General features: G+C 67.9%; 23 protein-coding genes and 1 pseudogene. 7 read left to right on the top strand and 17 right to left on the bottom strand.

Annotated features, from left to right (window positions below):
- Positions 1-82 precede the first annotated feature (82 nt).
- Positions 83-757 (top strand): response regulator, encoded by a 675-nt coding sequence (locus tag AQJ27_RS23830; protein ID WP_067372282.1) that lies wholly within the window; start codon positions 83-85, stop codon positions 755-757.
- Positions 758-894: 137 nt separating this feature from the next.
- Here AQJ27_RS23830 and AQJ27_RS57400 read toward each other — a convergent pair whose 3' ends face one another.
- A complete protein-coding gene (locus AQJ27_RS57400) occupies positions 895-1221 on the bottom strand; it encodes a hypothetical protein (RefSeq protein WP_162489351.1) in 327 nt (108 codons plus the stop codon).
- 456 nt (positions 1222-1677) lie between these two features.
- Here AQJ27_RS57400 and AQJ27_RS56450 point away from each other — a divergent pair, with 456 nt between their 5' ends.
- Together AQJ27_RS56450 and AQJ27_RS23825 are read left to right on the top strand one after the other, a co-directional pair.
- Positions 1678-2805 carry a hypothetical protein gene (locus AQJ27_RS56450; RefSeq protein ID WP_159064388.1) on the top strand — a complete coding sequence of 376 codons (1128 nt, stop codon included), beginning with the start codon at positions 1678-1680 and terminating at the stop codon, positions 2803-2805.
- Between the two features lie 256 nt (positions 2806-3061).
- Complete coding sequence (locus tag AQJ27_RS23825; RefSeq protein WP_159064387.1) at positions 3062-3724, top strand: hypothetical protein; 663 nt, start codon at positions 3062-3064, stop codon at positions 3722-3724.
- Here the strand turns inward: AQJ27_RS23825 and AQJ27_RS23820 are convergent.
- Positions 3691-4416, bottom strand: coding sequence for a hypothetical protein (locus AQJ27_RS23820; protein WP_067372508.1), 726 nt, complete (start codon positions 4414-4416; stop codon positions 3691-3693). The two genes, AQJ27_RS23825 and AQJ27_RS23820, sit on opposite strands and share 34 nt — an antisense overlap.
- Positions 4417-4574: 158 nt before the next feature.
- On the opposite strand from AQJ27_RS23820, the pseudogene AQJ27_RS52410 reads away from it, so the two are divergent.
- Together AQJ27_RS52410 and AQJ27_RS23810 are read left to right on the top strand one after the other, a co-directional pair.
- A pseudogene (locus AQJ27_RS52410) lies at positions 4575-4756 on the top strand (IS5/IS1182 family transposase); the annotation flags it as partial.
- A gap of 332 nt (positions 4757-5088) precedes the next feature.
- Complete coding sequence (locus AQJ27_RS23810; protein WP_235613636.1) at positions 5089-5571, top strand: GNAT family N-acetyltransferase; 483 nt, start codon at positions 5089-5091, stop codon at positions 5569-5571.
- A gap of 184 nt (positions 5572-5755) precedes the next feature.
- Here the strand turns inward: AQJ27_RS23810 and AQJ27_RS58760 are convergent, their stop codons facing one another.
- The 8 genes from AQJ27_RS58760 to AQJ27_RS23770 all read right to left on the bottom strand — a co-directional run bounded on the left by AQJ27_RS58760 (position 5756) and on the right by AQJ27_RS23770 (position 12121).
- A complete protein-coding gene (locus AQJ27_RS58760; RefSeq protein WP_079065188.1) occupies positions 5756-6178 on the bottom strand; it encodes a hypothetical protein in 423 nt (140 codons plus the stop codon).
- 142 nt (positions 6179-6320) lie between these two features.
- Positions 6321-7079 (bottom strand): DUF6928 family protein, encoded by a 759-nt coding sequence (locus tag AQJ27_RS23800; protein ID WP_067372268.1) that lies wholly within the window; start codon positions 7077-7079, stop codon positions 6321-6323.
- A 241-nt stretch (positions 7080-7320) separates the two neighbouring features.
- Positions 7321-8079, bottom strand: coding sequence for a hypothetical protein (locus tag AQJ27_RS23795; protein WP_096240062.1), 759 nt, complete (start codon positions 8077-8079; stop codon positions 7321-7323).
- Entirely contained in the window at positions 8069-8518 is a 450-nt protein-coding gene (locus tag AQJ27_RS23790) for a DUF6114 domain-containing protein (RefSeq protein ID WP_079065211.1), read from the bottom strand. The genes AQJ27_RS23795 and AQJ27_RS23790 overlap by 11 nt, the downstream gene beginning before the upstream one ends.
- A 110-nt stretch (positions 8519-8628) precedes the next feature.
- A complete protein-coding gene (locus AQJ27_RS23785) occupies positions 8629-9252 on the bottom strand; it encodes a DUF6230 family protein (protein WP_067372259.1) in 624 nt (207 codons plus the stop codon).
- An 894-nt stretch (positions 9253-10146) separates the two neighbouring features.
- Positions 10147-10593, bottom strand: coding sequence for a DUF7144 family membrane protein (locus AQJ27_RS23780; protein ID WP_067372256.1), 447 nt, complete (start codon positions 10591-10593; stop codon positions 10147-10149).
- 109 nt (positions 10594-10702) lie between these two features.
- The gene (locus AQJ27_RS23775; RefSeq protein ID WP_067372253.1) at positions 10703-11326 is read right to left on the bottom strand and encodes a thiamine pyrophosphate-dependent enzyme; all 624 of its coding nucleotides are present in this window, start codon (positions 11324-11326) and stop codon (positions 10703-10705) included.
- A 354-nt stretch (positions 11327-11680) separates the two neighbouring features.
- Entirely contained in the window at positions 11681-12121 is a 441-nt protein-coding gene (locus AQJ27_RS23770; RefSeq protein WP_067372250.1) for a tautomerase family protein, read from the bottom strand.
- A gap of 145 nt (positions 12122-12266) precedes the next feature.
- Between AQJ27_RS23770 and AQJ27_RS23765 the strand changes: the two genes are divergently transcribed.
- Positions 12267-12857, top strand: a complete 591-nt coding sequence (locus AQJ27_RS23765; RefSeq protein ID WP_067372247.1) for a TetR/AcrR family transcriptional regulator — start codon at positions 12267-12269, stop codon at positions 12855-12857.
- Between the two features lie 62 nt (positions 12858-12919).
- Here AQJ27_RS23765 and AQJ27_RS23760 read toward each other — a convergent pair whose 3' ends face one another.
- The 5 genes from AQJ27_RS23760 to AQJ27_RS23740 all read right to left on the bottom strand — a co-directional run bounded on the left by AQJ27_RS23760 (position 12920) and on the right by AQJ27_RS23740 (position 19255).
- Entirely contained in the window at positions 12920-13408 is a 489-nt protein-coding gene (locus tag AQJ27_RS23760; protein WP_067372505.1) for a tautomerase family protein, read from the bottom strand.
- A 113-nt stretch (positions 13409-13521) separates the two neighbouring features.
- On the bottom strand, positions 13522-15018 hold the full coding sequence (locus AQJ27_RS23755; protein ID WP_067372245.1) for an FAD-binding oxidoreductase: 1497 nt from the start codon (positions 15016-15018) through the stop codon (positions 13522-13524).
- Between the two features lie 384 nt (positions 15019-15402).
- Positions 15403-16791, bottom strand: a complete 1389-nt coding sequence (locus AQJ27_RS23750; protein WP_067372242.1) for a S53 family peptidase — start codon at positions 16789-16791, stop codon at positions 15403-15405.
- Between the two features lie 219 nt (positions 16792-17010).
- A complete protein-coding gene (locus tag AQJ27_RS23745; RefSeq protein WP_235613637.1) occupies positions 17011-18138 on the bottom strand; it encodes an acyltransferase family protein in 1128 nt (375 codons plus the stop codon).
- Between the two features lie 382 nt (positions 18139-18520).
- A complete protein-coding gene (locus AQJ27_RS23740) occupies positions 18521-19255 on the bottom strand; it encodes a rhomboid family intramembrane serine protease (RefSeq protein WP_067372236.1) in 735 nt (244 codons plus the stop codon).
- 211 nt (positions 19256-19466) lie between these two features.
- Here AQJ27_RS23740 and AQJ27_RS23735 point away from each other — a divergent pair, with 211 nt between their 5' ends.
- A complete protein-coding gene (locus AQJ27_RS23735) occupies positions 19467-20150 on the top strand; it encodes a GntR family transcriptional regulator (RefSeq protein WP_067372233.1) in 684 nt (227 codons plus the stop codon).
- A gap of 93 nt (positions 20151-20243) precedes the next feature.
- Here AQJ27_RS23735 and AQJ27_RS23730 read toward each other — a convergent pair whose 3' ends face one another.
- Positions 20244-21086, bottom strand: a complete 843-nt coding sequence (locus tag AQJ27_RS23730; protein ID WP_067372232.1) for a calcium-binding protein — start codon at positions 21084-21086, stop codon at positions 20244-20246.
- A 149-nt stretch (positions 21087-21235) separates the two neighbouring features.
- Positions 21236-22438, bottom strand: coding sequence for an MFS transporter (locus tag AQJ27_RS23725; RefSeq protein WP_067372226.1), 1203 nt, complete (start codon positions 22436-22438; stop codon positions 21236-21238).
- Positions 22439-22522 lie beyond the last annotated feature (84 nt).

The following is a 22522-nucleotide window of genomic DNA, read 5'->3' as shown; positions in this document are numbered from 1 at the left end:
TACGTGGCAGCCGAGTTGACGACAAGACCTTGCTAAAATGCCATATGTCACCTTCGAGCGGACGAGGAACCGGGGAACACGCATGGCCGAGTCGGTCCGGGTACTGATCGCGGACGACCAGGCACTGCTGCGCGGGAGCTTCCGGGTCCTCGTCGACTCCACGCCCGGCATGGAGGTCGTCGGCGAGGCGGGCGACGGCGCCACGGCGGTCCGGCTCGCCCGCGAACTCGCCCCGGACGTCGTCCTGATGGACCTCCGGATGCCGGTTCTCGACGGCATCGCGGCCACCCGGGAGATCTGCTCCGACGAGACACTGACCGGTGTCCGGGTGCTGGCCCTGACCATGTTCGACATGGACGAGTACGTCTACCCGGCCCTTCAGGCGGGCGCCAGTGGCTTCATGCTGAAGGACGCCTCGCCGTCCGACCTGGTCGACGGCATCCGGGTCATCGCCACGGGCGAGGGCGTACTGGCCCCGACGGTCACCCGGCGCGTCATCGCCAACTTCTCCCGGCGCGGCGAAACGCCCCGCCCCGCTCCACGACTCGTCGGTCTCACCAAGCGGGAACACGAAGTCCTCGTCCAGATCGCCAACGGCCTGTCCAACGCGGAGATCTCCGAACGCCTGGTCATCAGCATGCCGACCGTGAAGACCCACATCGGCAGCCTCCTGGCCAAACTGCACGCCCGGGACCGCGCACAACTGGTCATCATCGCGTACGAGAGCGGCCTGGCCGAGCGGGGAATGCCGACGTGACCGCGGCGACGTCAGTTCGTCGCCGTGGAAGCGGGCCCGGACCCGGGTGCCGACGAGCTCGCACGGGACCGAGCAACCGGGACACGCGACCCGCCGCCCAGGCTGAAAGCGACGCCTCCAAGCCGAAGGCTTCAACATCATGACGCCCCGCCCCCGCCATGGGGCATCACGCTCAGCGTGTCACGTACAGGAGCGATGCGAGCGGCAGCTCCGTTATGTCCGTAAGTGAAGAGCAGTACGGCAGCGAAGACGGACACGAAGAGCGCGAAGCTGAACCAAGCAGGCAGTGCCGTGCCGTTGCGGTTTGGATTGACGTCCGGCTTGTAGTGCGCCACCACCGCCCGGGCCGCCCCAGTGGGTGTCTTGAGGCTTTGCCCCGCAAGCGGCCCCGATGTGATGTCGATCCGCTTCGTATCCCGGTCATAGCTGCCACGGGTGCGATGACCTTCGTAGTCGACGCGCACACCGACCTTGCGCTCCGTCTCCGCGCCCTCCTTGCTCGCGAATACAGCTCGACAGTGAGGCCGACCAAGGTCCCACAGCCGCAGGGCGCCGAAACCGTGCCGTTCACGCAGGCGCAGATCTCCTGCTCCAGAGGAAGGCCCAGGATCGCAAGTTGCTCCCCTTCCCCGGACTCGGTGAAGGGGTCCTGGGCATGAGCAGGAACGCCGCCGTCGATACAGCCTCATCTCAGCCGAGGCCACGCGAGGTTGCCCGGGACCGACTTGCTTGCCGTAACATGCGCATTGAGGCATTACGGATGCCGTGCGCCAGCGCTCACCCCGACCCGACGGAGCGCGAGAGGGTGCAGAAGACAGTCGAACTGACACCGTCGCTGGAAACGAATTGCGCTTGCGGGACTCCCACTCAACCGCCGAGCGTCACGGTCGGGTTGGCGCTGCGGCCGAAAGGGATCCTCCGTGCGGCAGACGAGTCGAGCGCGTGACGCCAAAGCTCTTTCCCTCTTTACCGGCATGCCGCTTGAGTTGGCCAACGAGGCCGTACGTTCAAGCGAAGGCGAGTTCCTCATCCCGGAGGCCAACGCCGACCAGCGCTTGTTGGAGCAATGGGTGGTCCGACGGATCTGCTGGCCGTCGAACAGCCCCATCCACCCTTGGGGTATCAAGTACGTCTATCCACGACCTGACGGCCTCTCGATTGCAGTCGAGGGTGACAACATGGCCTCCGAGTTGGCCAACGCCCTCGTACCCCGATACGACCCAACCACCGGCGATGTCTACGGAGTGCCGGGTTGCCGTATCACCGAGACGGGCCGAGACGGGCTTGTCCTGCACCTCCTCGATACGGACGCCACGATCCACATCACCGGCATCCACCGAAAAGCGTGGCGTAGCCGCCTTGCTGAGACGGATAAGGAGATGTGTCGCGCAGGACTGCGGCTGTGCAGTCACGAACGGCCCCACGAGTGGACCGCCGCGGAACTCGCCTACACCGGGCACCCCGGTCATAGAGCCGTCCACCGCTGTGCGGACGGGAGCACCGCTTGGCTTGCCAGCGGCCTACTCCGGCGCATCGGGCTTCTGCGAACCATGGGCATCCCCCTGTACACCACGGCGTGGACCAACCCAGCCGATGTTGGGGAGCAATGGATCCTGGAGACGCAGTACCAGCCGCTGGCTACGCGTGCCTCGTCTCACCACGAGACATTCCTCCATCTCCTCAACAATGAGGTCTGGGGACTCAGACTCGACTGGACAGACTCGCACTGTAGTTGCGAGACCGAGTACTCAAACCAGTGCACCTTCAACGGGCGGCCTCAACTCGAACAGGCCGGTGAGCTACAACTCCGATTCCCTCGCCGATCCGCCGAGCGCTCCGCCCGGCTGCTCGCCAGCCCACAGGCCTACGACGCCCATCGTCGCGTCGCCGTCCGCGTGCCTGCTCGATTCTCTCCGCGAGCCCGGGTCTCGTCGGCACTCCGGCATGCCCCAGAACCAGCTCCCCGGGGACCCGCCAGGGGTCAGGCCTTCAGAGCCATCACCAATGCCGCGAACCAGGCTACGACCGCTGACCGCGCTCTGCCCTGACTGAGTCTCTCGCCTCCTCAATCCTGCGAGAGTCTCTGCCTGCTCAGAGTGATGGCTTCTCGTTTATTCGCAACTCTCGAGGGCCCGCAGACAGCCCTAGATCTTCGTTTGGAGAATCCGGCCGTGGTCAGCAGCCTGTTACAGCTTCCAACGAATGCGATGCCATGGCTGGGCATCGCCTTTCTGCTCTTCCTCTCCACTTTGTTGGTGACCGTAGTGATCGCATTGCTTCGTGCTGACAGACGGGACATCGTGGATGTCTTGGAAGCGGCTGCCAACTGGCTTCCGTGGCGCCCACGCCGACGCAACCGGCGTTGAAGCCACCATGGAAGATGCTGTTGAGCACCTCAGCCATGGCATTGTCGTACGCCTCCGTACCCTCACCCCCGACAACGCGCTAGCATCCCGCATGCCCATCCCATGGCGGTCCAGCGCCGAGGCGTTCAAGCAGGCCTTGCGACAGCAAGGTGTCGAACCGGATGCCGTACGTGACGTCACTGCGGCGTGGGACGCGTTCGGTGAGTTTCTTCAGAACGAAATCGAAGGTGCGGAGGGCCCCGAGAACGACGGCGACGGCTTCATCGTCGAGTGGGGGAGATGGAGTTGCGACGAAGAGCGGCCGGCTCTGTCCTTCGGTCGACTGCTCGCCGTCAATGGTGGCCAAGAACGCGACGATCCACACTGGCAGCCGGAGTACTGGAAGGTGGAGCTCCAGTTGTGCTTCGCAGACGATCCGGCGTGGTCCGACGTCGACAGTCTCGGCTTTCAAGACACCGGGTTCGACTATGACGAGATTGGCATACCCAGGACTATCGCACTGGGGAAGATGCGACGCTTCGTGGAGTCGTACCCACAGCTGGCAGCCATGTGGCGGGCCACTCCCATTCACAGCCATGTGGCACTTGAACAAGCCGCCTGAGTGCTGCTGACGCGTCGGTGCTGGTTAACCGGCCAGATGGCCGCCGGATCGCAGCGGGCCGGGCACGCAAGCAGGTAGACCTCGTTGCCCAGGAACAGCAAGTAGGTGTCGGCCCTGACGCTGTAGGGCTGTTCTGGCCGGCCGGGGTGGACAGCGAAGTCCATACCCTCAGGAACCTGGCAGACGTACACCAAGTCCGCGCCGCACGCGCACCTGTAGTACTCGGGATACTGCGCCCAGGACGGGGTACCGCCCACCTTGAAAGTCTGGGCCCCTATGTCCTCCCCGTCGGGGGTATCCACGAAGGGCCGCAGATCCAGCGGCAGCGCGCACAAGGACGGCTCGGCTTCCGGGTGCGGCAGCGCCGCGCGGCTCTGGATCAGTACACGCCAGAACGGAGCCGGGTAGGGCGGCTGCGGAGCGTCCCAGTACTTCGGTACGAGCCGGCCATCAGCAAGCTGGGGGTCGGACGCGTCGTTGTGCGCACGGCAGTGAAAGACAAGGAGGTGGTCTCCGCCGAAAGGCTCCAGATCCCAGGGGATGTCGAACTGGAAGAACAGAGCCATCCGCTCACCACAGAAGCACTCGGGCCAGTCCTGGGCCTGGTCGAGGAAGGGCCAGCCTCCCACCGAGTTCCGCGCCGGACGGACCAGCGGTTCGGTTCCAACCTCGACCGTGTACGCAGGCAGCACCGTCCGCATCCTCCTCGTATTGCGTTCGAACACCCTCTCAGCCTAATAACTGTCCTGTGACAGCTGGTCGCGGACGAGATGGTCTTGATGTGGCTGGTGTGATCACGGCGTCGGAGCCGTCTGGATAGCCCCGTTCACCGGGCTGAGTCCTCGCTTGTTCGGCAAGCTATCGGTACTCCACCAACCACCAGGTCGTCATCGACGCCGACACCCGCCTGGTCGTGGTGGTCGGGCGCCCCCTGCCTGGCAACCGCAACGACTGCATGGCGCGGGAGGAGTCCGGCGCGAAGGCCACGTCGGCAAGACCACGACCGTCGCCGACGGCGGTTGTCTGGGCACTTAGCTCGCTGGATAGGCCAGGATCCCTCGCGGCCCACCACGTCCGGGGCAGCCCAGAGACCATAGGGGCCCTCGCCAGGTCAGCCCCGATCCGCGTACGCGATCTTCCAAACTGGTGCGGTGTCCCACCCCTGGCAAGGGGCTCTGGGCTCTGGGCACGAGCATCGCCACGTCAGGCCGAATTGCTCTCCACCAGGAGCTGCCTCGGACGCGGGCGCAGTCCGGCGTGCCTGTCCCGCTCCGGATCGGTCGTGTCGCATACGCTGCGAAGACGTCCAGCCTGGTTCGCATCGGTTCGGATGGCGCGGCTGCCGGACGCGGAAGGGGTGTGGCATGAGGTCCTCAGGTGTGCACCTACGGGAGATCACCGACGTAAACCGGGATGCCGTACGTGCCCTCCGGGTCCGACGTGATCAGAAGCAGTTCGTCGCCTCCGTGTCCAAGTCGCTCAAGGACGCGGCAAAGAAACCGGAGGCCAATCCCTGGTACCGCGCCGTGTACCGCGGCGACGAGCCAGTCGGCTTCGTGATGCTGTCGTGGAAGCCCCCGACCGGTCTTTTCAAAGGACGGCACTTCATCTGGCGCCTCCTCGTCGACAAGCGGTACCAGCGACGAGGTATCGGCGAAGAGGCGCTCGCGCAGATCGCCGCTCTGGTTCGCGCGGACGGTGCCACCGAGTTGTTGACCAGCTACGAACCCGGCGACGGTGAACCGTGGCCCTTCTACCAGAAGTTCGGGTTCGAGCCCACCGGGGAGATGGACGACGGTGAGATCGTTCTGCGGCTCACTTTCCCCGCAGGGCTCTCCGAGCGATGAGCCCTGTGGAGCCTGTCTCGCAGCTCGTCCAAGGGCAGCAGCGCGCTCAGCGGGGTCCGGTGCTATCAGGCCGTAGGCCCACGCCAAGACCTCAGTCCACTCATGGTCGTCGTCGGTACCCGACCCTGCCGCCCTTGTCACGGAGCAGCGGGGAATCACGGTGAAGCGGCCCTGCGCGACGAGGTCACGCCCGAGCTGTTCGCCCAGGACAACAGCCGAAACGGTCCTGAATGGTCACAGCGTCCCAAGCTGACGTTCCGTACAGCATCTGGGCCAACAGCAGGACGCCTCCGGTCGCTGCCCCTACCGCTCCCGCGGCCAGGAAACCGCGAGAGGAACGCCAGGACAGCACCGACCACCGCGACTGCGCGGAAAACAACGATCCTGTACTCAGCCACGACCCGGTCGAGATCAGCGACAGGGAGGAACCGATCGAGCCGACCGACAGGGCGCTTCCGATCGAGCCCACCGACAAGGCCGAACCGACGGACCCCACGGACAGCACCGAACCCACTGAGCCGATCGACAGCACAGAGTCCTGTGACCACAACGACAGCACTGAACCAGAGGAGGCGCGACGGACCGACCGTACGGACAGTTTTGTCATGAGGCCATCCTGCCCGCTGGTCGCTCTGTCTCGGGAGGTTCGGGAGGTTGTGGACGGATGACGCGGGTCTCGGGGTGAGGACCTTCCGGCATCCGGCTCGCTGCGTGGCGGGGCAGATCTCCCCGGACGAGGAGGTCGTGCGCTACGGGCCGTCGGACTCGATCAGCGAGCCATCGGGGCCCAGCTCGTAGAAGCGCGGCGGGCCCATGATTTCCGTGATCCTCTGCGACTCCGCTTCTTCCTCCGCGGGGTCAGGCCCGTGGGGGAACCGCACGTGGAATCCGTGGAGGTCGATGGCGTATGCGTCGATGTCGTCAGGTTCGGGGCGGCCCTCCTGGACGAAGCCGCAGAGCGCGCGTAGCGCGTCTTCACCCAGCTCCAGGGGGTGGAAGGGCAGCGGGTACGGCTCTTCGTCCTCGTCCGGCCAGGGGACGACGTCGGCGGGGCGGTCCCCCGCCCAGTAGGGCAGCTCGAAGGGGAGCGGTTCGCCGATGTTCTCGATGATGCCGCTGTCCGGCGACAGACTCAGGGAGCGGACCAGGCGCCCGTCCTCCCACACAGCGAACGCGAGCCAGTCGACGACACTGTGCATGGCGTGCAGAACGAGCCGTCGGCCGGCGCTTGCCGCGACGAGGTGCTCGGGAAGCCGGGACGGGAAGTCGATCATTACCCGTTGGTCGCAGACCATCTCCACGCCCGGCCAGCTCGCGGCGTACGCCGTTCCTTTCGGGGGGTACACGCCGCTCCCCAGTGCCGTGCCTGCGAGCTGCTCGATCCCCCAGCCCGGGTATAGGCGCCGCATCATTTCGGACGTCCGCAGTAGATCTGCCGCCTTCACCTGTCGCAGCAGGCCCGGCACCTCGCCGTCGGCATAGACGAGCAGTCCCGTTTTGGCTCCCACAGCCCCTCCCCCGATGAGTCGCGCTCGATGGCCGTCGCACCATAACCACTGGCACTGACAGCGCCACGGGGCTCGGACAGAGTGCCGTGCCGGGCCGTCCCTGGGCCGCGCGAGATCGCTCGGCGGCCCGCCTCACCGATACGGAAGTCCTCCGTGGTGGCCGGGTTGCCGCCGGCCATGATGCCCACGCCCAGGCAAAAGGGTCCGTCGGCGGGATCGCCGGACAGGGGTACGGCCGGACTCACGGCCTCGCGCTGAGGGCCGGTCCGGCGATGGACATGTCGCCGCTGAGCTGGGCGACCTGTGAAACGGTCACCTTCTCGAAGGTGACGGTGCGGGTGGGAACAGCGGGGTGGGAGAGCCACGGGGGCAGCGCGTCGGGGGTGACGGTGACACTGCGGTCCGCCGGGAGCGGGGCGCCGCCCAGTCCGACGAGCGTGCCGGACAGCTTCTGGGCGTACAGAGTCACCACGTCCTTGCCCTTGACCGTGGATGTGGTCGCGGGCTTGGTCCGCAGACGGATCGCCGCCCGGCCGCGGCCCGCCGTCAGGTCGAGGTCGCCGAAGTCCAGCGACCGTGCGGTGAACTTCAGTACCCGCGTGGACCCGGCCGCAGTCCGGACGGTGACCACGCCGCGGAAGGCACTGCCGTGGAGTACGAGTCTGTCGGCGCGCAACACCCAGGGGGCGTTCGCCGGACGGCCCGGCAGTCGGGCGACCGGCGTGCCAGAAGCTGCTGGTGCCTTGGACGTGCGGATGTCGCCGGGGGCGAGCAACGCCTTCGAGGCCGCTGGGGTGGCGAGCTGCAGGACCAAGGGGAGACCGGCCACGGCCAGCGCGCAGACGAGAGGCCACAGCAGTTGACCGGCCGGGCGGCTCTTCACCGCACCGCTCGGATGGCGGGGATCGGGCTCCGGGCGGCTCTTCACCGCACCGCTCGGATGGCAGGGATCGGGCTCCGGCCCGCCTGCCGCACAGCCGGTCAGGGCGTCACTCGCCACCGTGGTCCTCGCCCGCGGGAATGGTCGTCGACGCGGGGTTCGCCGCGGGCTGCGACTCGGCGGCGCCCGTCGGAGGGATCCAGGCACAGGCCAGGGATCCGCCGATCAGTCCGGAAATCAACCCGATGAGGAGGCCCCCGAAATTGGCGACGGGGAACGAGACGAGGGCAAGCAGAATGACCGCGATCCCTGCGAACACGCGCACCTGCTGGTGGAACCAGAGGGAGATGGCCAGGGCCACGAGCAGAACTCCGATGATCAGCGACCCCGCGCCGGCCGAGGTCGACAGTGCCAGTGGGATGGCGTCGAACTTCAGGTGCGCGTACGGAAAGTAGATGATGGGCAAGCCAGCTGCGAAGGTGAACAGCCCTGCCCAGAAGGGACGTTCGTCCCGCCAGGTCCTGAATCCGCGTCGGGCGGCGGTGGCGGCGACGCGCAAGTTCCGGCGCCTGCCGAATCGTTCGAAGAACACGTGGGCTTTCCGTGATGTTCGGCGGGCGGGAGTACGCGGCGAGCGGGCGCGGAGGGTGCGTGTTTCGTGCCGGTGGGTCAGAAGCACTCGTGGTGGCCCTGTCTGAGCCGCACATCGAGGTCCGGGACGTTGAACGTGGCGGCCGAGACTGCGACCGTGGTGAAGTGCACGTTGGTCAGGAAGGCCGAATCCGCCTGTTGGGCAAAGCCGTTGGGATCGAAGAACCGGGACTTCCTGTCCTCCCGGCTGATCGGGCCCTTGCTGACCGCTCCCGCCGCCACACCGATGTCGAGGTCGTCGAAGTTCGCCTGTGTGCTCGACAACGATGTCGCGTCGAGGAACAGGTTCTTCGCCTCGACCCGTCTCCGCTCGCCGCCGGTGACCCTCAGCGTGTACGGGCCCAGGACCGGGATCGTGACCACCACGGACTGGCACAGCCCGCCGATCTCCGCATGGCTGGCCCCGGTGACGAAGACCGGCACGAGGGTGCCGTTCCTGGTCACGTCCACCAGGCTGTAGATGCTCAGACCACGGACGTCCAAAGTGTCCAGGGCCACCTGGAACTTCTGGCCGGAGATGAGGAACGACGCGGCCAGTGCTCCTTGGGCCATGCCGACGCCGAGAGCGGCGGCGGCCATGACACTCGGGGCGAGAACGGCGGCGAAGCGTTTCCAGGAGGTCCTGCCTGCGCGGTGCAGCATCCCGTCTCCTTCCGGTCATGACGTGGGCTCGCCGATGCCAGACAGGGGTGGGCGACGCCCCTCTCCCTAGTGGCGGATCCTAGGCTTCCCGGCCCGTCAGCCGACGGCACGCCAGGTCGGCCGGACGGGTGAAACGGTTTCCGTTGCGGCATCCGGATGACATACGACACCGTGACGCCGTCGGTGTCCCCGATCTGCCGAGCATCACCGAGTGGACCAGACCCATGAGATCCAGCGGGCCTGCGTTCGGCGGGCCTGCGTCGAGCGGGCCTGCGTCCTTGGGCAAGGGACCGGCTGCCGCCGCCGTGCCACATCGTGCGGCCGGTCACGGCCGACGACGCCTTGCCGCAGGCGCCATTACTTCATGACCGGGGAGTCCGCCATTCCTGGAGTGACCTGCGTACGCCACCAGGCGCGTGTCAGACTGCTGCCATGACTCACAACCGAAAGGGCTATGCCGCGTAGGCGCCCCTCACGCCTCAGGGCGGACAACAGGCGTTTTCCCGCACATCGAAGCTACTCAAGGATCGGTCGGCTCTCCGGCCCAGCTCAAGCACAGATCATTGTGTTGGAACGGACGCGGCTCCAGCCCGGCCTGATCGAGCAGGCGCTCACCCGGTGGGCTGCCATCGCAAGGGCACCAAGGGATCAACTCCCTTCGCCGTTCAGCGACCGGTGCGGCGTCACGGACTGTTGCCCCGAACCGGCGGACGAACGAGATCTACTGGAGCTGGCGATCCGCGCTCTCCCCAAGAAGAGCTCGCGCGAGCTCCGCAGCATCGTGCGGCCTCTCGATCTGAAGATCCTCCAACGTCCCGACGCCGTGCCGTACGGCGATTCACCACATCGTTGGTGGCAGTGCGCCTTCTGAATGGACACCCACAGAAACGTGGCTCAGGTCTCCCGGTCGTCGTCGGCCTCTCTGCGCATACCCGTGCACAGGGCCCAGACGACGAAGATGTTGACGGCGACCAGTGTCAGGGCCCATAGGGGGTAGTACGGCACCCACAGGAAGTTGGCGATCGCGCCTAGCCCTGCCACGGACACGCCGAAGAAGCGCGCCCACAGCGCTCCGCTGAGCACGGCGCACCCCGCAAGGACGATGACGATGCCCAGAATGAGGTGCACCCAGCCCCAGCCCACCAGACTGAACTCGAACGCGTAGTGGCGCGTCGCGATGAACAGGCCGTCCTTGGCGATGGCCGCGATTCCTTCGAAGATCGCCATCGCACCACCGAAGATCATCAGTGCTGCCGCGAAGACGGTGGTGTTCGATGTGGGCGCATGCCACGGACGAGGGTTGGCATCGGCCGTTCCGGATCGGACGGCGTCACCGGCCATGTCGGTCTCCTTGGGGGGCAGGCCATCCGGTCAGCCGAGCTCCCGGAGCGGCGTGGGACCTCTCAGCCTGGCACCACGGCACTCCGTCGGCATTTCGAAGCGATCCCTGTCAGAGCTGGACACCGGGCCGGTGCTGGGGGCCGCGGGGGCCGTAGTCGAGCTCCGCCATTCCGTGGCCCGAGTCGATGACGAGCTGTGGGGCGTCGTACTTGTCCATGACCGCCTCGATGAAGATCATGTTGTCGTGCGGGGCCGCCAGCGCCTCCTTCAGTTCGGCCGGCGTCCTCACGACGAAGGTCCGGGCGGTCGTCCCCGGGTGCAGGACCTTCGGCAGCTCGGCATAGGCCCAGTTGGCGACGTCGTTGAACTGCCCCTGCTTGCCACAGATGGTGCGCTCGACCGTATAGCCGCCGTTGTCGATCAGAAAGATGATGGGCTTGAGGTCGTGCCGGAGCATCGAGGAGACCTCCTGCGCCGTGAGCTGGAAGGACCCGTCACCCACGAAGAGCAGGTGCCGCCGCTCCGGGGCGGCCAGAAGTGTGCCGAGGACCGATCCCACGCTGTAGCCGATCGAGCCCCAGACGGCCTGGGTGACGATGGAGCACTTCGAGGGAAGTTGCAGCCCCCGGCAGCCTGCCTCGGAGGTGCCGTCCTCGGCGACGAGTACGTCGCCCTCGCGGATGAAGCCCTGCACCATGCTCCAGTACGCCGCCTGGGTGAGCGGGCCGTACATCACGCCCGCACTCGGCTCCCGCGGCGTCTCGGCCTGCGGCTGCCGGGACTGTCCGGAGGCCCTGACCGGAGCCTTGCCGGCGACCCGGCGGAGCAGTTCCCGGGCTGGTCTCGTCGATGAGCCCCTTGACGGTGTTGACGGCGGCGATCGGCAGTTGCATCCTGCCCGCCAGCGACATCAGTTCGCCGGTCACGTCGAAGCGGTCCGCGTCGATGTCGACGAGGATCGCGGGCGAGTGCGCGTTGGTGAGCGGCGTACGGCGTACGAGTCGTTCACTCGGAGCGGCAGATGCCGCAGATGCCGCAGGTGCCGCAGGTGCCGCAGGTGATGAACCAGGGGACGACGTACGTCGGTTCACGCGTCGGCGCGCTGCCCCCGGTGCTCCCGGGCCAGTGCCACCAGGTCGGCGTGGCGGATGACCGAGCCGCCGGCGCCCCAGGTGCCGTCGGGCTGCTCGTGCACCAGCACCCACACCCGCAGCGCTTCCGCCCGGGAGAGCCCGGCGGCCTCGAGCACGGTCCTGGTGGCGTCCTCGACCAGTCCGGCCTTGCGTCGTTCGGACAGGGCACCCTGCGGAACCGTGACGTCCACGAGGAAGCGGGGTTCGTCGTCCTCGGCGGTGGTCTGCGCCCCTGCGGGCAGCTCGACCAGGTAGCTCCACGCCTGGGCCCGGAAGAACGCCGTGTCGGGGGCTCCCTCCCAGCGCAGCAGTACGGCGGCGAGGTCGCTCCGGACGCTCTCGCGTCCCTCCTCGGTGAGCGAACCGGCCGGAACGGTGAGTCGGATCAGCGGCATGACGAAGTCTCCCTTGGGTCTTAGGCACAATCCATGTGGGCCTTACGCACCATCCATCAGCGGATCGCGAACCGTCTATAACACTCGTTATAACCGGAGGCCACGCTAGACTAAGACGAGCGTTATAACCAGAGGGAGCACGGTCTTGGCCAAACCCAGCGCACCGTCACGCGAGCGCATCGTGGCCGGTGCGGCCGACATGATCAGCAGACGCGGCCTGAACGGCACCAGCATCCGCGACCTGGCCAAACACGCCGAAGCGCCACTCGGCTCGACGTACCACTACTTCCCCGAGGGCAAGCAGCAACTGGCCACCGAGGCGGTGCAGTACGCGGATGCGGCAGTCGCCCGCGTACTGCGCAAGGAGCTGGACGCGGGCCCGGTCGCCGGGCTGCACGCCTTCCTCGCACTGTGGCGCGGCATCGTCCTCGCGAGCGACTTCCGCGCGGGATGCCCCGTGCTGGCCGTCGCCGTCGAGGAGCCGCCGGCCGACGAGACCCCGCCCGCCCTCGTCGCCACCGCCGAGGCGTTCGACCGCTGGGAGCAGTTGCTCGCCGAGGCGCTGCGCGAGCACGGCGCCGCCCCCGACCAGGCTCCTGGGCTCGCGACCCTCATCGTGGCATCCGTCGAGGGCGCCATCGCCATGTGCCGCGCCAAGCGCACCATGGAGCCCCTGGACCAGGTCGCACGGCAACTCGAAGCCCTGATCCTCGGCGCGCTCGACGGGCCGGCGTGACAGGCGTCCCGGTCCGGAGATTCAGGATGCCTGCCCGGACAGGCCCTGGGCACTGACGGCCCCTAGGACCTGTCCGAGGCCCCGACCGCCGCGCGGATCGCCTTGATCTTCTCCTCGGTGAACACGCCGCTGCCGAGGAGGGAGAGGACGGAGAGGACGCCGCCGCTGGAGCCCCAGCTGCCCTCGTCGATGACCCGGAAGTTGACCCACCAGGCCGGCGACGGCTTCGACAGGCCGCAGCCTTCGGCCATCGCGGCCAGGACGCGCTCGACGACCTCGGCCCGGACCTCCCGGCGCCAGTCCCCGTCCATGACCGCCACGTCGATCACCATGACGTCGAGCCCCTGACCGGCGTCCGCCAACAGACGGCCGCCGATGGCCATCATGTCCGGCTCGCGCTCCACGAAGTGCACCTGGAAACCGACTCGCGCGGCCGGCGCGAACCGGCCGACCTCGGGCACGAGCACCGCGTCCGTCAGCGTCTCGGCCAGCGTGCGGCGCTGCTCCAGGCCCAGACGCCCCGTGGGTGAGTTCACGGTGATGATGGTCACGACCACCTCCTATAACGTTCGTCATAACGGGACTCCACCCGCACTATAACGATCGTCATAGAGGCCGGCCCGGGAGGGGTTTCCTCCCGGGCCGGCCCTTCGCGTCGGTTCGGTCAGCAGAACGCGGGCGGGATGCTCTGCTCGTACTGGAAGACGTTGCGGGGGTCGTACTTCGCCTTGATCTTGCGCAGCCGGTCGAAGTTGGACCCCCAGTAGGCGGTCTCCCAGTCCTGCATTCCGATGTTCGGCACGTTGACGTAGGCGCCGTCCACGTAAGGCCGCATCGCCTGGCTGAACTCGGCGATCCAGGCCTGGGCCTGCGGGGTGAGTGGGTCGCAGACGCCTGGTTGTCCTGTACGAGGCCCCCAGCCGGCGCCTTGCTCGGAATAGAAAAGCGTGTCGCGGTGCGGGAACGACGAGCCGCCGCGGGGCTCCTTCCGCACCGCCCCGCCGAAGGCCTGGGTGAAGAAGTTGCTGTCGTCCGTGGGGGCGTCTCGCATGAATGAGGCGACAATACTGATCGCCTTCTTCGGGAACGGTTTGCTGGAGAACTGCGAGAAGAACTTCCAGCTCCCTGGCTCGGCGCTGGTCGGAATCTGGAATCCCGCGTATACGTCGCCCCAGTTGCCGACCTGTACCGAGACACTGGGACTGCCGACCGAAAGGATCGGAGCCAGCAGCGCCTTCACCTCTTCCGCCGACCCTTCCGCGAGAACACCGAACAGCAGGGTCTGGTTTCTGTGGATCTCGAGCTGGGTTCCGAGGCGCTTGTCGGCGAACAGCGCCGTACGCTGCCATGCGTCGAAGACCCCATGAAGGTCCCCGATGCCTTCCCATGTCGCCTGCAGATAGGCGACGCTCTTCAGTGGAGACGCCTTATAGGTGAGTGAGGTGACGATGCCGAAGTTGCCGTTTCCCGCTCCGCGGAGCGCCCAGAGCAGGTCCGAGTTGTTCTTCAGATCCGCCTTGATCACCTTGGCGCAGTCGGCACCCGACGGCACGACGACCTCAGCCCCCGTCAGGCTGTCGCAGGCCATGCCGAGGTAGCGGACGAGGAAGCCGAGGCCGCCGCCGAGCGTCGCACCGGACAGGCCTACGGTGCCCTCCGTTCCGGTCGTCACCGCGAGGTCCTTCTTCGCGAGTGCGGTCACCCCTTCCAACTGGTTGAGCCCGGCGCCGAGGACCGCGGTACGAGTGGCGGTGTCGATGTGGACCGACTTCAACTCGCTGACGTCGATCACGATGCCGTTGTCCACGTTCGACCAGCCCTCAAGGCTGTGGCCGCCGCTCCGCACCCGCAGCGCGACGTTGTTCTGCCGCGCCCACGTGAGGGCGTTGACCACGTCCTGGGTGTTCTGGGCGTAGACGATGACCAGCGGATAGTGAGCGAAGAGCTCGTCCCAGCCGAGGCTCGCATCCGCGTACCCGGGATCCGCGGGACGGACGATGCGGCCGGTCAGCTTCGCCGGCTTGCATTTCGCGTCCTCGGCCCCTGCGATCGCGGCACTCGCGCCCGGGGCTTCCGCGGCCGCGACACCCGGGAGAACCACCGCGCCGGCGCCCGCGGCCGCCGTCGCCTTGAGCAGGCCGCGACGAGAATAATCGTGCATGGTCCGTTTCCTCTCGACCGGACTGCGCCAGTATTCGACAAAGGCGAATCTGTCCGCAGGCCGGCGCGTGACATCTTTTATGGACAGCCCCTGCATGGACAGCCCTTGTATGGACAGCCCTTGAGGCCCGCACAGTAACAAGGGTGACCGTGGCCGTTTTGTCCAACACGCTAATCGAGGAAGATGACGGCACACTGATGGAGGATATGTGCAAGCCGGCATGAATCAGTCTGCCGACGATTTCGATTATTTCGTTCCTCGCGGCATGAATCCACCGACTTGATTTCTGCAGATAAACAGACGGACGGCCCGGGTGCGGAAACCCGGGCCGTCTCAGGGGCAACTCTCAGGGGAAACTCTCGGGAGCCAACCCGCAGGGGCGACTCAGCCGCGGTGGCTGGCTCGGGCGAGTGCGGGCACGAAGCGGAGGGCGTCGACGGTTCCCACGCCGGTGGCCATGTCGTAGCCGTTGACGGCCTTGTAGCCGGTGACGCCTTCGTAGGTGTTGTTCGTACCGTCGTTGACGTCGACGACGCCGGCGCTCTTGTCGTGGTGGGCGGAACGCTTGGAGAGGGCGTACAGCGCCTCGTTGATGTTGCCCACCCGGTGGCCGGCCGCCTGGTCGGCGAGGGCGACGATGCCCGAGAAGAGCGGACTGGCCTCGCTGGTGCCGCCGGTGACGTCCCAGCCGGTGGCGGTCGGGTCGAAGCTGGAGTAGATCCAGGCACCGCCGTTGACCGCGGCGGCCAGCGACACGTCCGGGGTGCCGCGGCGGGCGCCGACGACGTTCTTCACGCCGTTCTGGAAGGCCGGGCGGGAGAAGACGTGGGACTGGCCGCCGCCGCCCGAGCCGTAGTCGTTGTAGACGCTGTCGGGCTTGACGCGCTGACCCTTGTCGTTCAGGTGGAGCTGGGTGCCGCCGATGGAGGTGACCAACGGGTCCGAGGAGGGCCAGGAGTTGACGCGCTTGTCGTAGTAGGTCTTGCCGTCCGCCTTCAGGTCGGTGGCGCCGCCGTCACCCGAGGAGGCGAGGACGGTCACGTGCTTGCGGTTCGCGGCCTCGAAGGCGTAGCGCAGCTTCTTGATGCTGGAGAAGTCGCCCTTGCCGAAACCGGGGAAGGTGTCCTCGGTGGCGCCGAAGCTCTGGCTGATGACGTCGCCGACGCCATGGTCGATCAGGTGCTTCTCGGCGTCCATCATCTCCGGCAGACCGGTGGTGCCCTCGGTCTCGGCGACCGCCGTCTCCACCAGGACGATCTTGGCGTCCGGCGCCACGGCGTGGGCCATCTCGACGTCCAGGGTGGTCTCGCCCGCCCAGCCGGTCATGTCGGCGTTCTTGGGATCGAAGACGGGAACCTTGCCCCACTTGACCACGTTGACCTTGGTGCTGCGCAGGCCGAACTGCTTGCTGTAGACGTCGAGATCGTGCTGGACGGTCGGGGAGCCGTACGAGTCGACGATGACGATGGTGCGCCCCTTGCCCGTGATGCCCTTCCGGTACAGCGCGTTGAGGTTGTACGCGGTGCGGTACTGGAGCGGGTTGTAACAGGCGATGTGCCACTTGGCCTGGCACTGCTCGCTGGAGAGCGGGCTGGCCACGTCGCGGACGAGGGTGTGCCCGGCGATGGCCGGGACGGCCTTGGTGTGCGGTACGGCGGCGGGCGCGGCGGTGGTGACGCCGGCCAGCGGAGCGGTCGCCAGCGCGGCGACGGCGAGGGCGGCGGTGGCGGCCGTGGAAGCCGCGACGCCGCGCCCGGTACGGGATATGTACATGAATCCCCCTGGGTGGTCCTGAGTTGCACGAAGTGGTCTCCGTGCATCTCATCGAGTGAGACATGCACAGGACAAGAGCATTGAACTGTCGATGCCGAACCCTTTACCCAAACAGCACCTGCGGCGCGAACAGCCTGCTTGGCCTGCACGTTCACGGCACGCGGACTCGCCGGGCGGGCACCGGGCGATCACCTGGGGGCGCCGTCGTACCGGCACCCGTCAAGAGCGCGATGTCGGAGGCTGCATGTCGAACGCGGCCGTGTTCAGCGAGCGCCGCATGGCCAGCGCGATCGGCCGCTCGACGAAGCGGTGCACGACGTACGACAGGACGATCAGAGCGGTCACCGTGGCCACGACCAGCGCCAAGGGGCCGATCCTGTCGCCGTAGTGGTGGGCGACGGTCATTCCGATCGTGTCGTGCAACAGGTACAGCGGGAAGGTCATCGCACCCGCGACGGTCAGTCCGCGCCAGCGGATCCGACGGGTCCCGCCGAGCGCGATGGCGCCCATCACCAGGAAGAACACCGTGGTCACGAGGATCAGCCAGCCGCGCCACGGCGCCCACGTGGCCCAGTTGACGCGACCGCCGTGGGGCGCCAGCAGGAAGTGCAGCGCCAGCAGCCACGACATGGCGACGATCCCCCACAACAGCGGCGTCGGCCGATAGCGGTGCATGAGGTAGAAGGCCATGCCCGCGATGAAGTACGGGGCGGACGTCGGATTCACGATCAGTGAGAGCAGCGGGATGTGGGCACTGGGCGCCAGCACCGCGGCGACCGTCCACAACCCGCAGAAGATCACCACCCGCTGGTGGGTGAGGCCCTTCCACACCACGACCGCGAACGTGAGGTAGAAGCAGAGTTCCGGCCAGAGTGTCCAGTAGACCGGGTCCAGGTTGGAGACACCGAGCGGGGTCTGCAACATCGTGAAGTTCGCGAAGAGCACCCGGGGGTTGGGGTGTCCGAACGGGGTGTCGGCGAAGTAGATGACGCACGCCGACACCACGATCGCGATCCAGTACATCGGGTACAGACGGGTGACGCGTGAGATGAAGAAGTCACGCGGGGTGCGCCCCCACGCGCTCATGCAGATGACAAAGCCGCTGATCAGGAAGAACAGGTCGACGCCGAGCCGTCCGAAGGCGAAGTAGGCGTGCGCCTCGGGGAAGGTGCTCTGGTACGGGCGGCCCCACACGACGACCATCGCCCCGGGGGTCTGGCCGACGAAGTGGAAGAGGACCACCGACAGCGCCGCCAGGAATCGCAGCCCGTCCAACGCGGCGAGCCGGTCCTCGCGGGCGCCCCGCCCGACCGGGATCACCCGCGGCGCGGGGGCCGGCTGCGGCAACGGCGCTTCCTCTGCGACCGCTCCCTCGAGCCCCTGTCTCGTGGCCACGCCGGCCAGTCCCCTGCGATCGTCCGCCTGGGTCATGCGCCCCCCGTTCCAGGGTCGTCCTTCTCTTTCGGACAGGCCGCGGAAGCCTCCGATCACATGCCCGACGGTCAAATGACAAGGTTGCCGGATTTGTACCCTTCAGGGGGGATGACGGCGCCGCCGAGGCCCACGGATGGCGCGTACCCACAGCCCACCGCGCAATACGGGCCTATCGGTGTGAGCCAGGCCGCATACGGCGGGGTCCGGGGCAGCGGTGTGCGGCGTCTCGCGGATCAGCGGGCAGACAGGCGAGGGCGGGGGCTCTGCGGGCCGGGAGGAGAGCTAAGGGCGGGGTCTAGAGCAGTCCCAGGTCGCCGAGTTCCTTGTGGAGGTCGGCGCGTGGGTTGTCGGCGCGGGGCTGAAGGGCGCCGCGGGTGGTCGGGCCGGTGCCGCCGCCGGTGTGGGTGTCCTTGGCGGGACGGGGGCGTCGGTCCCGGAAGAGCCAGGCCCCGACCAGGCCGCCGATCAGGCCGCCGAGGTGTCCCAGCCAGCTCACCCCCGGCGTCCCGGGCACCGCCACGGTGAGCATGTAGGCGAAGGAGGCCGCCATGACGACACCGATCAGCGTGTCGATCAGATGCCGGTCGAAGAGCCCGCGCACCACGACGTAGCCGAAGTACCCGAAGATCAGGCCGCTGGCGCCGACCGTGTCCACGTTGCCCTGCTCGAGGAACCAGACCGTGAGGCCGCTGGTCACCACGATGAGCAGGCTCAGCCCGAGGAAACGGACCACCCCTCGGTAGGCGGCGAGGAATCCGAAGACGAACAGCGGTCCCGAGTTGCTCTCGATGTGTGCCCAGTTCCAGTGCAGGAAGGGTGCGGTGAGGATGTTGGGCAGCGTGCCGATGTCGCCGGACACCACTCCGTAGTCCCGCGAGAGTGCGTAGTGGTCGGCGAAGTTCGCGAGCTGCGCCAGCCAGACCAGCGCCAGGAACCCGAACATCACGAAGAACGCCTTCCGCGCCTCCGCGATCATCTGCTCGGGAGCCATCGGGCCCGTACCGACCCGTTCCCGTTCCGCCCCGCCCATGGCACGCTCCTCTCCCCGGCGGACCCGCGTCCGCTCCACGACCACACCCCCAGAATGCCAGCAGCCACCGGGACCCGGATCCCAACTGCCGGGGCCAGATTGTTGACGATTTTGTGCGCCCATCCTACGGTCGGTAACCATCTCCCAGGAGAGCGGAGAGCTCGAGGAAGCCCGAGGCGCTCCAGGAGCTCGAGACCGAAGGAGTACGTACGTGCCCCCAGCTACCGGCAGTGCCAAAGGCAGCGGCGCCGCGGCCAAGGAGCAGGCCCTCGTCGCACTGCGCAGGGCCATCCTCGCCGGTGACATGGTGCCAGGACAGCGCCTGGTCGAGGCCGAGTTGGCCGAGCAGTTCGACGTCACACGGGCCAGCGTGCGGGCCGCGCTGGTCGATCTCGCCGCCGACGGCCTCGTGGAGCGGATCCGCAACCGCGGGGCCCGGGTCCGGACCGTGTCCGTGAGCGAGGCGGTGGAGATCTACGAGTGCCGCATGGTGCTCGAGGGGCTGTGTGCGGCCAAGGCCGCCGAGCGGGTCACCGATGCGCAGATCACGCAACTCCTCGCACTCGGCGAGCAGTTGCGCGCCGCCGTCCAGGCCGCCGAGCCCCTGAAGTACTCCGAGCTCAACCGCCAACTGCACGACCTCGTCCGGGACATCTCCGGCCAGGACACCGCCGCCGAACTCCTCACCCGCCTGAACGCGCAGATCGTCCGCCACCAGTTCCGGCTGGCCCTGCAGTCCGGGCGCCCCCAGGTCTCCCTGGGCGAACACCTCGCCCTCGTCGAGGCCATCGCCGCGCGCGATCCGCAGCGCGCCGAGACGGCCGCCCGAGCTCATGTGGCCAGCGTCATCGAGGCCCTGCGCGCCGTCGAGGGGTCCGGGACGGGCAAGGCCTGAACCTCAGGGGGACGATCAGGCTCTCGGCACCAGGGAGACCGAGAGCCTGTCGGGCCGGCGTTCCGCACGCCCGCCCGACCACCCGCGAACGGGTCAGTTCTGGTACGTCTTGTTGCGGCCCGGCCCGCCGGACAGGAAGTCCTTGCCGGCGCCTCCGTGCAGGACGTCGTCGCCGCTGTTGCCGTACAGCTTGTCGTCGCCCGCGCCGCCGTACAGGGTGTCGTTGCCGCGGCCGCCCTGGAGGAGGTCGCGGCCCGCGTTGCCGTACAGCTTGTCGTTGCCGTCGTCGCCGAACAGCGAGTTGTCGCCGCTCGTGCCCGACAGGCTGTCGTTGCCCGCGCCACCGTGGCACTCGGCGCTGCAGTTGACGAGGGTGTCGTTGCCCGCGCCGCCGTTCGCGCCCTCGTCGTAGACCCCGCCGCCGCCGGAGAGACGGTCGTTGCCGCCCTGGCCGTAGAGGACGTCGACGCCGTGGCCGGTCAGGGTGTCGTTGCCCGGCCCGCCGTAGATCCTCGTGTACCCGCCGCTGGTGTTGCTGGTCGTCGCGGTGTCGTTGCCGTCGCCGAGGTCGACGATCAGGGAGTCGAGGTCGGACGCCGAGGTGTTGGGCTCGGTCACCGTGCAGACGGCCTTGGTGTCGTCGCCGCCGGCCGGGCGGACGCAGCCCGCGCCGAGGGAGATCTTGACGGTGTCGTCGAAGGTGTAGATGAAGTCGCTCAGCTGGGAATCCGGGTCGAACGCGCCGAGCGCCCAGGAGATGGACAGGTGGTTCGTCTGACCGGCGGCCGCCGTGTAGAACAGCTTCTGGCCGACGACGACCGCGGACGCGCTCTTGGCGGGCGCGGCCTGTGCCGCGGGGGCGGCGAGGGTGACGGCCACGGCGGCGGTGGCGAGCGCCAGCGCCCTCGGCAGAGCGGTGATGCGGCGACTGAACATGGTTGGTTCTCCTCCACGGGGCCCGACGGGCCCAACGGGGCCCTGGGGGCCGATGAGGTCCGCGCGTAGGTCTGTGCGCGTGTGGTCATCCCGTTCGACGACGTCCTCCGCAGAGGAGTTGTGGCTCCGCCCGTACAACTTTTCGGCGTTCAGAGGGCGTTCACTTCTGGTTGCTTCTGTTGTGGTGTGGACACTTCCGGGCGTTGGCGGGGGCCCGAAATCAGCAGCGTCGCGGCGAGCGATGCGATCGCCATCACCGTCATCGCCGTTGCGAGCGAGGTGAGTTGGGCGACCGACCCCGCCAGCGCCGCGCTCACCCCCTGCATCGTGAGCATGCCGGAGGAGTGCAGCCCCAGGGCGTGCCCGCTCAGCTCGTCCGGGGTCAGGGCCATCAGGCGTTCCTGCTGGATCAGACTCGCCCCGAAGCCGACCGAGGCGAGGGCGACCGCGCCCGCCGCCACCGCCACCCCCGGCCGCAGCGCGAACAGCAGATAGGGCGTCGCCAGGAGCAGCAGGAACGGGATGCCCAGGCGCCCGCGGACCGCGGGCGGGATGAAACGGCCCGTCGTCACATCGCCCACGAACATGCCGAACGCCGCGAAGGCGAAGAGCAGACCCGCCCGGTCCGGGGCGTACGACACGTACAGGGACTCGCAGCCGACGATCAGACCGTTCGGGATCCACAGGAGCAGGTACGTCGTCCGGCGCGGGCGCGAGGACCACAGCAGCGCGTTGGTACGCCAGGTCTGCGCGATCGAGGGGCGGCCGGTGGCCCTCGGCGCCCGGCGGGTCATACCGAAGCGGGTGATCAGGGCCGCCGCGAGATACAGGGCCGCCGCGCCCGCCAGCGTGATCCTCGGCGAGAGCACCGCCACCAGGACGCCACCCGTCGCGTAACCCGTGATCTGCGTGAGGCCGTTCGCCATGTTGAAGACCGAACGGCCGAGCAGATAGCCGTCCTTGGACAGGATCTCGTTCAGCAGACCCCAGCGGACACCGCCGCCGAGGGACGAGACCAGACCGAGGACGGAGATCAGGAGGAACAGCCCCCAGACCGGAAGGCCCGGCGTCGCCATCACCGCCGTACCTACGGCGAAGGACAGGGCGATGCCCGTCATCGTGGCGCGCGGCGCCAGCCGGTCCGCCGCCGACAGCAGGGTGGTCGCGCCGATCACCTGGGCGAGCTGCGGCCCGAACATGCTCACCGCCGACAGCAGCGGCGAGTCCGTCGCCCTGTACACCAGCGTCCCGACGGCCAGGCCGGCGATCGTCGAGGCCGCCGAGTTGAGCGCGGAGGACAGGAAGAGAGGGGTGAACTCCCGGGTGCGGAAAAGGTCGGAGTAGCTGCGCATGCCGGGAGTCTCGGACGGCGCCCGGCGTGGTCGTTATTGTTTCGCGGAGAAGCGAAACCACGCCGGGTCATGGCCGGCGGGAGA

It is taken from the genome of Streptomyces olivochromogenes (assembly GCF_001514115.1).
Taxonomy (GTDB): domain Bacteria; phylum Actinomycetota; class Actinomycetes; order Streptomycetales; family Streptomycetaceae; genus Streptomyces; species Streptomyces olivochromogenes.
Note: the sequence above shows the minus strand (reverse complement) of the source record. Positions and strands in the feature narration are given on the sequence as shown.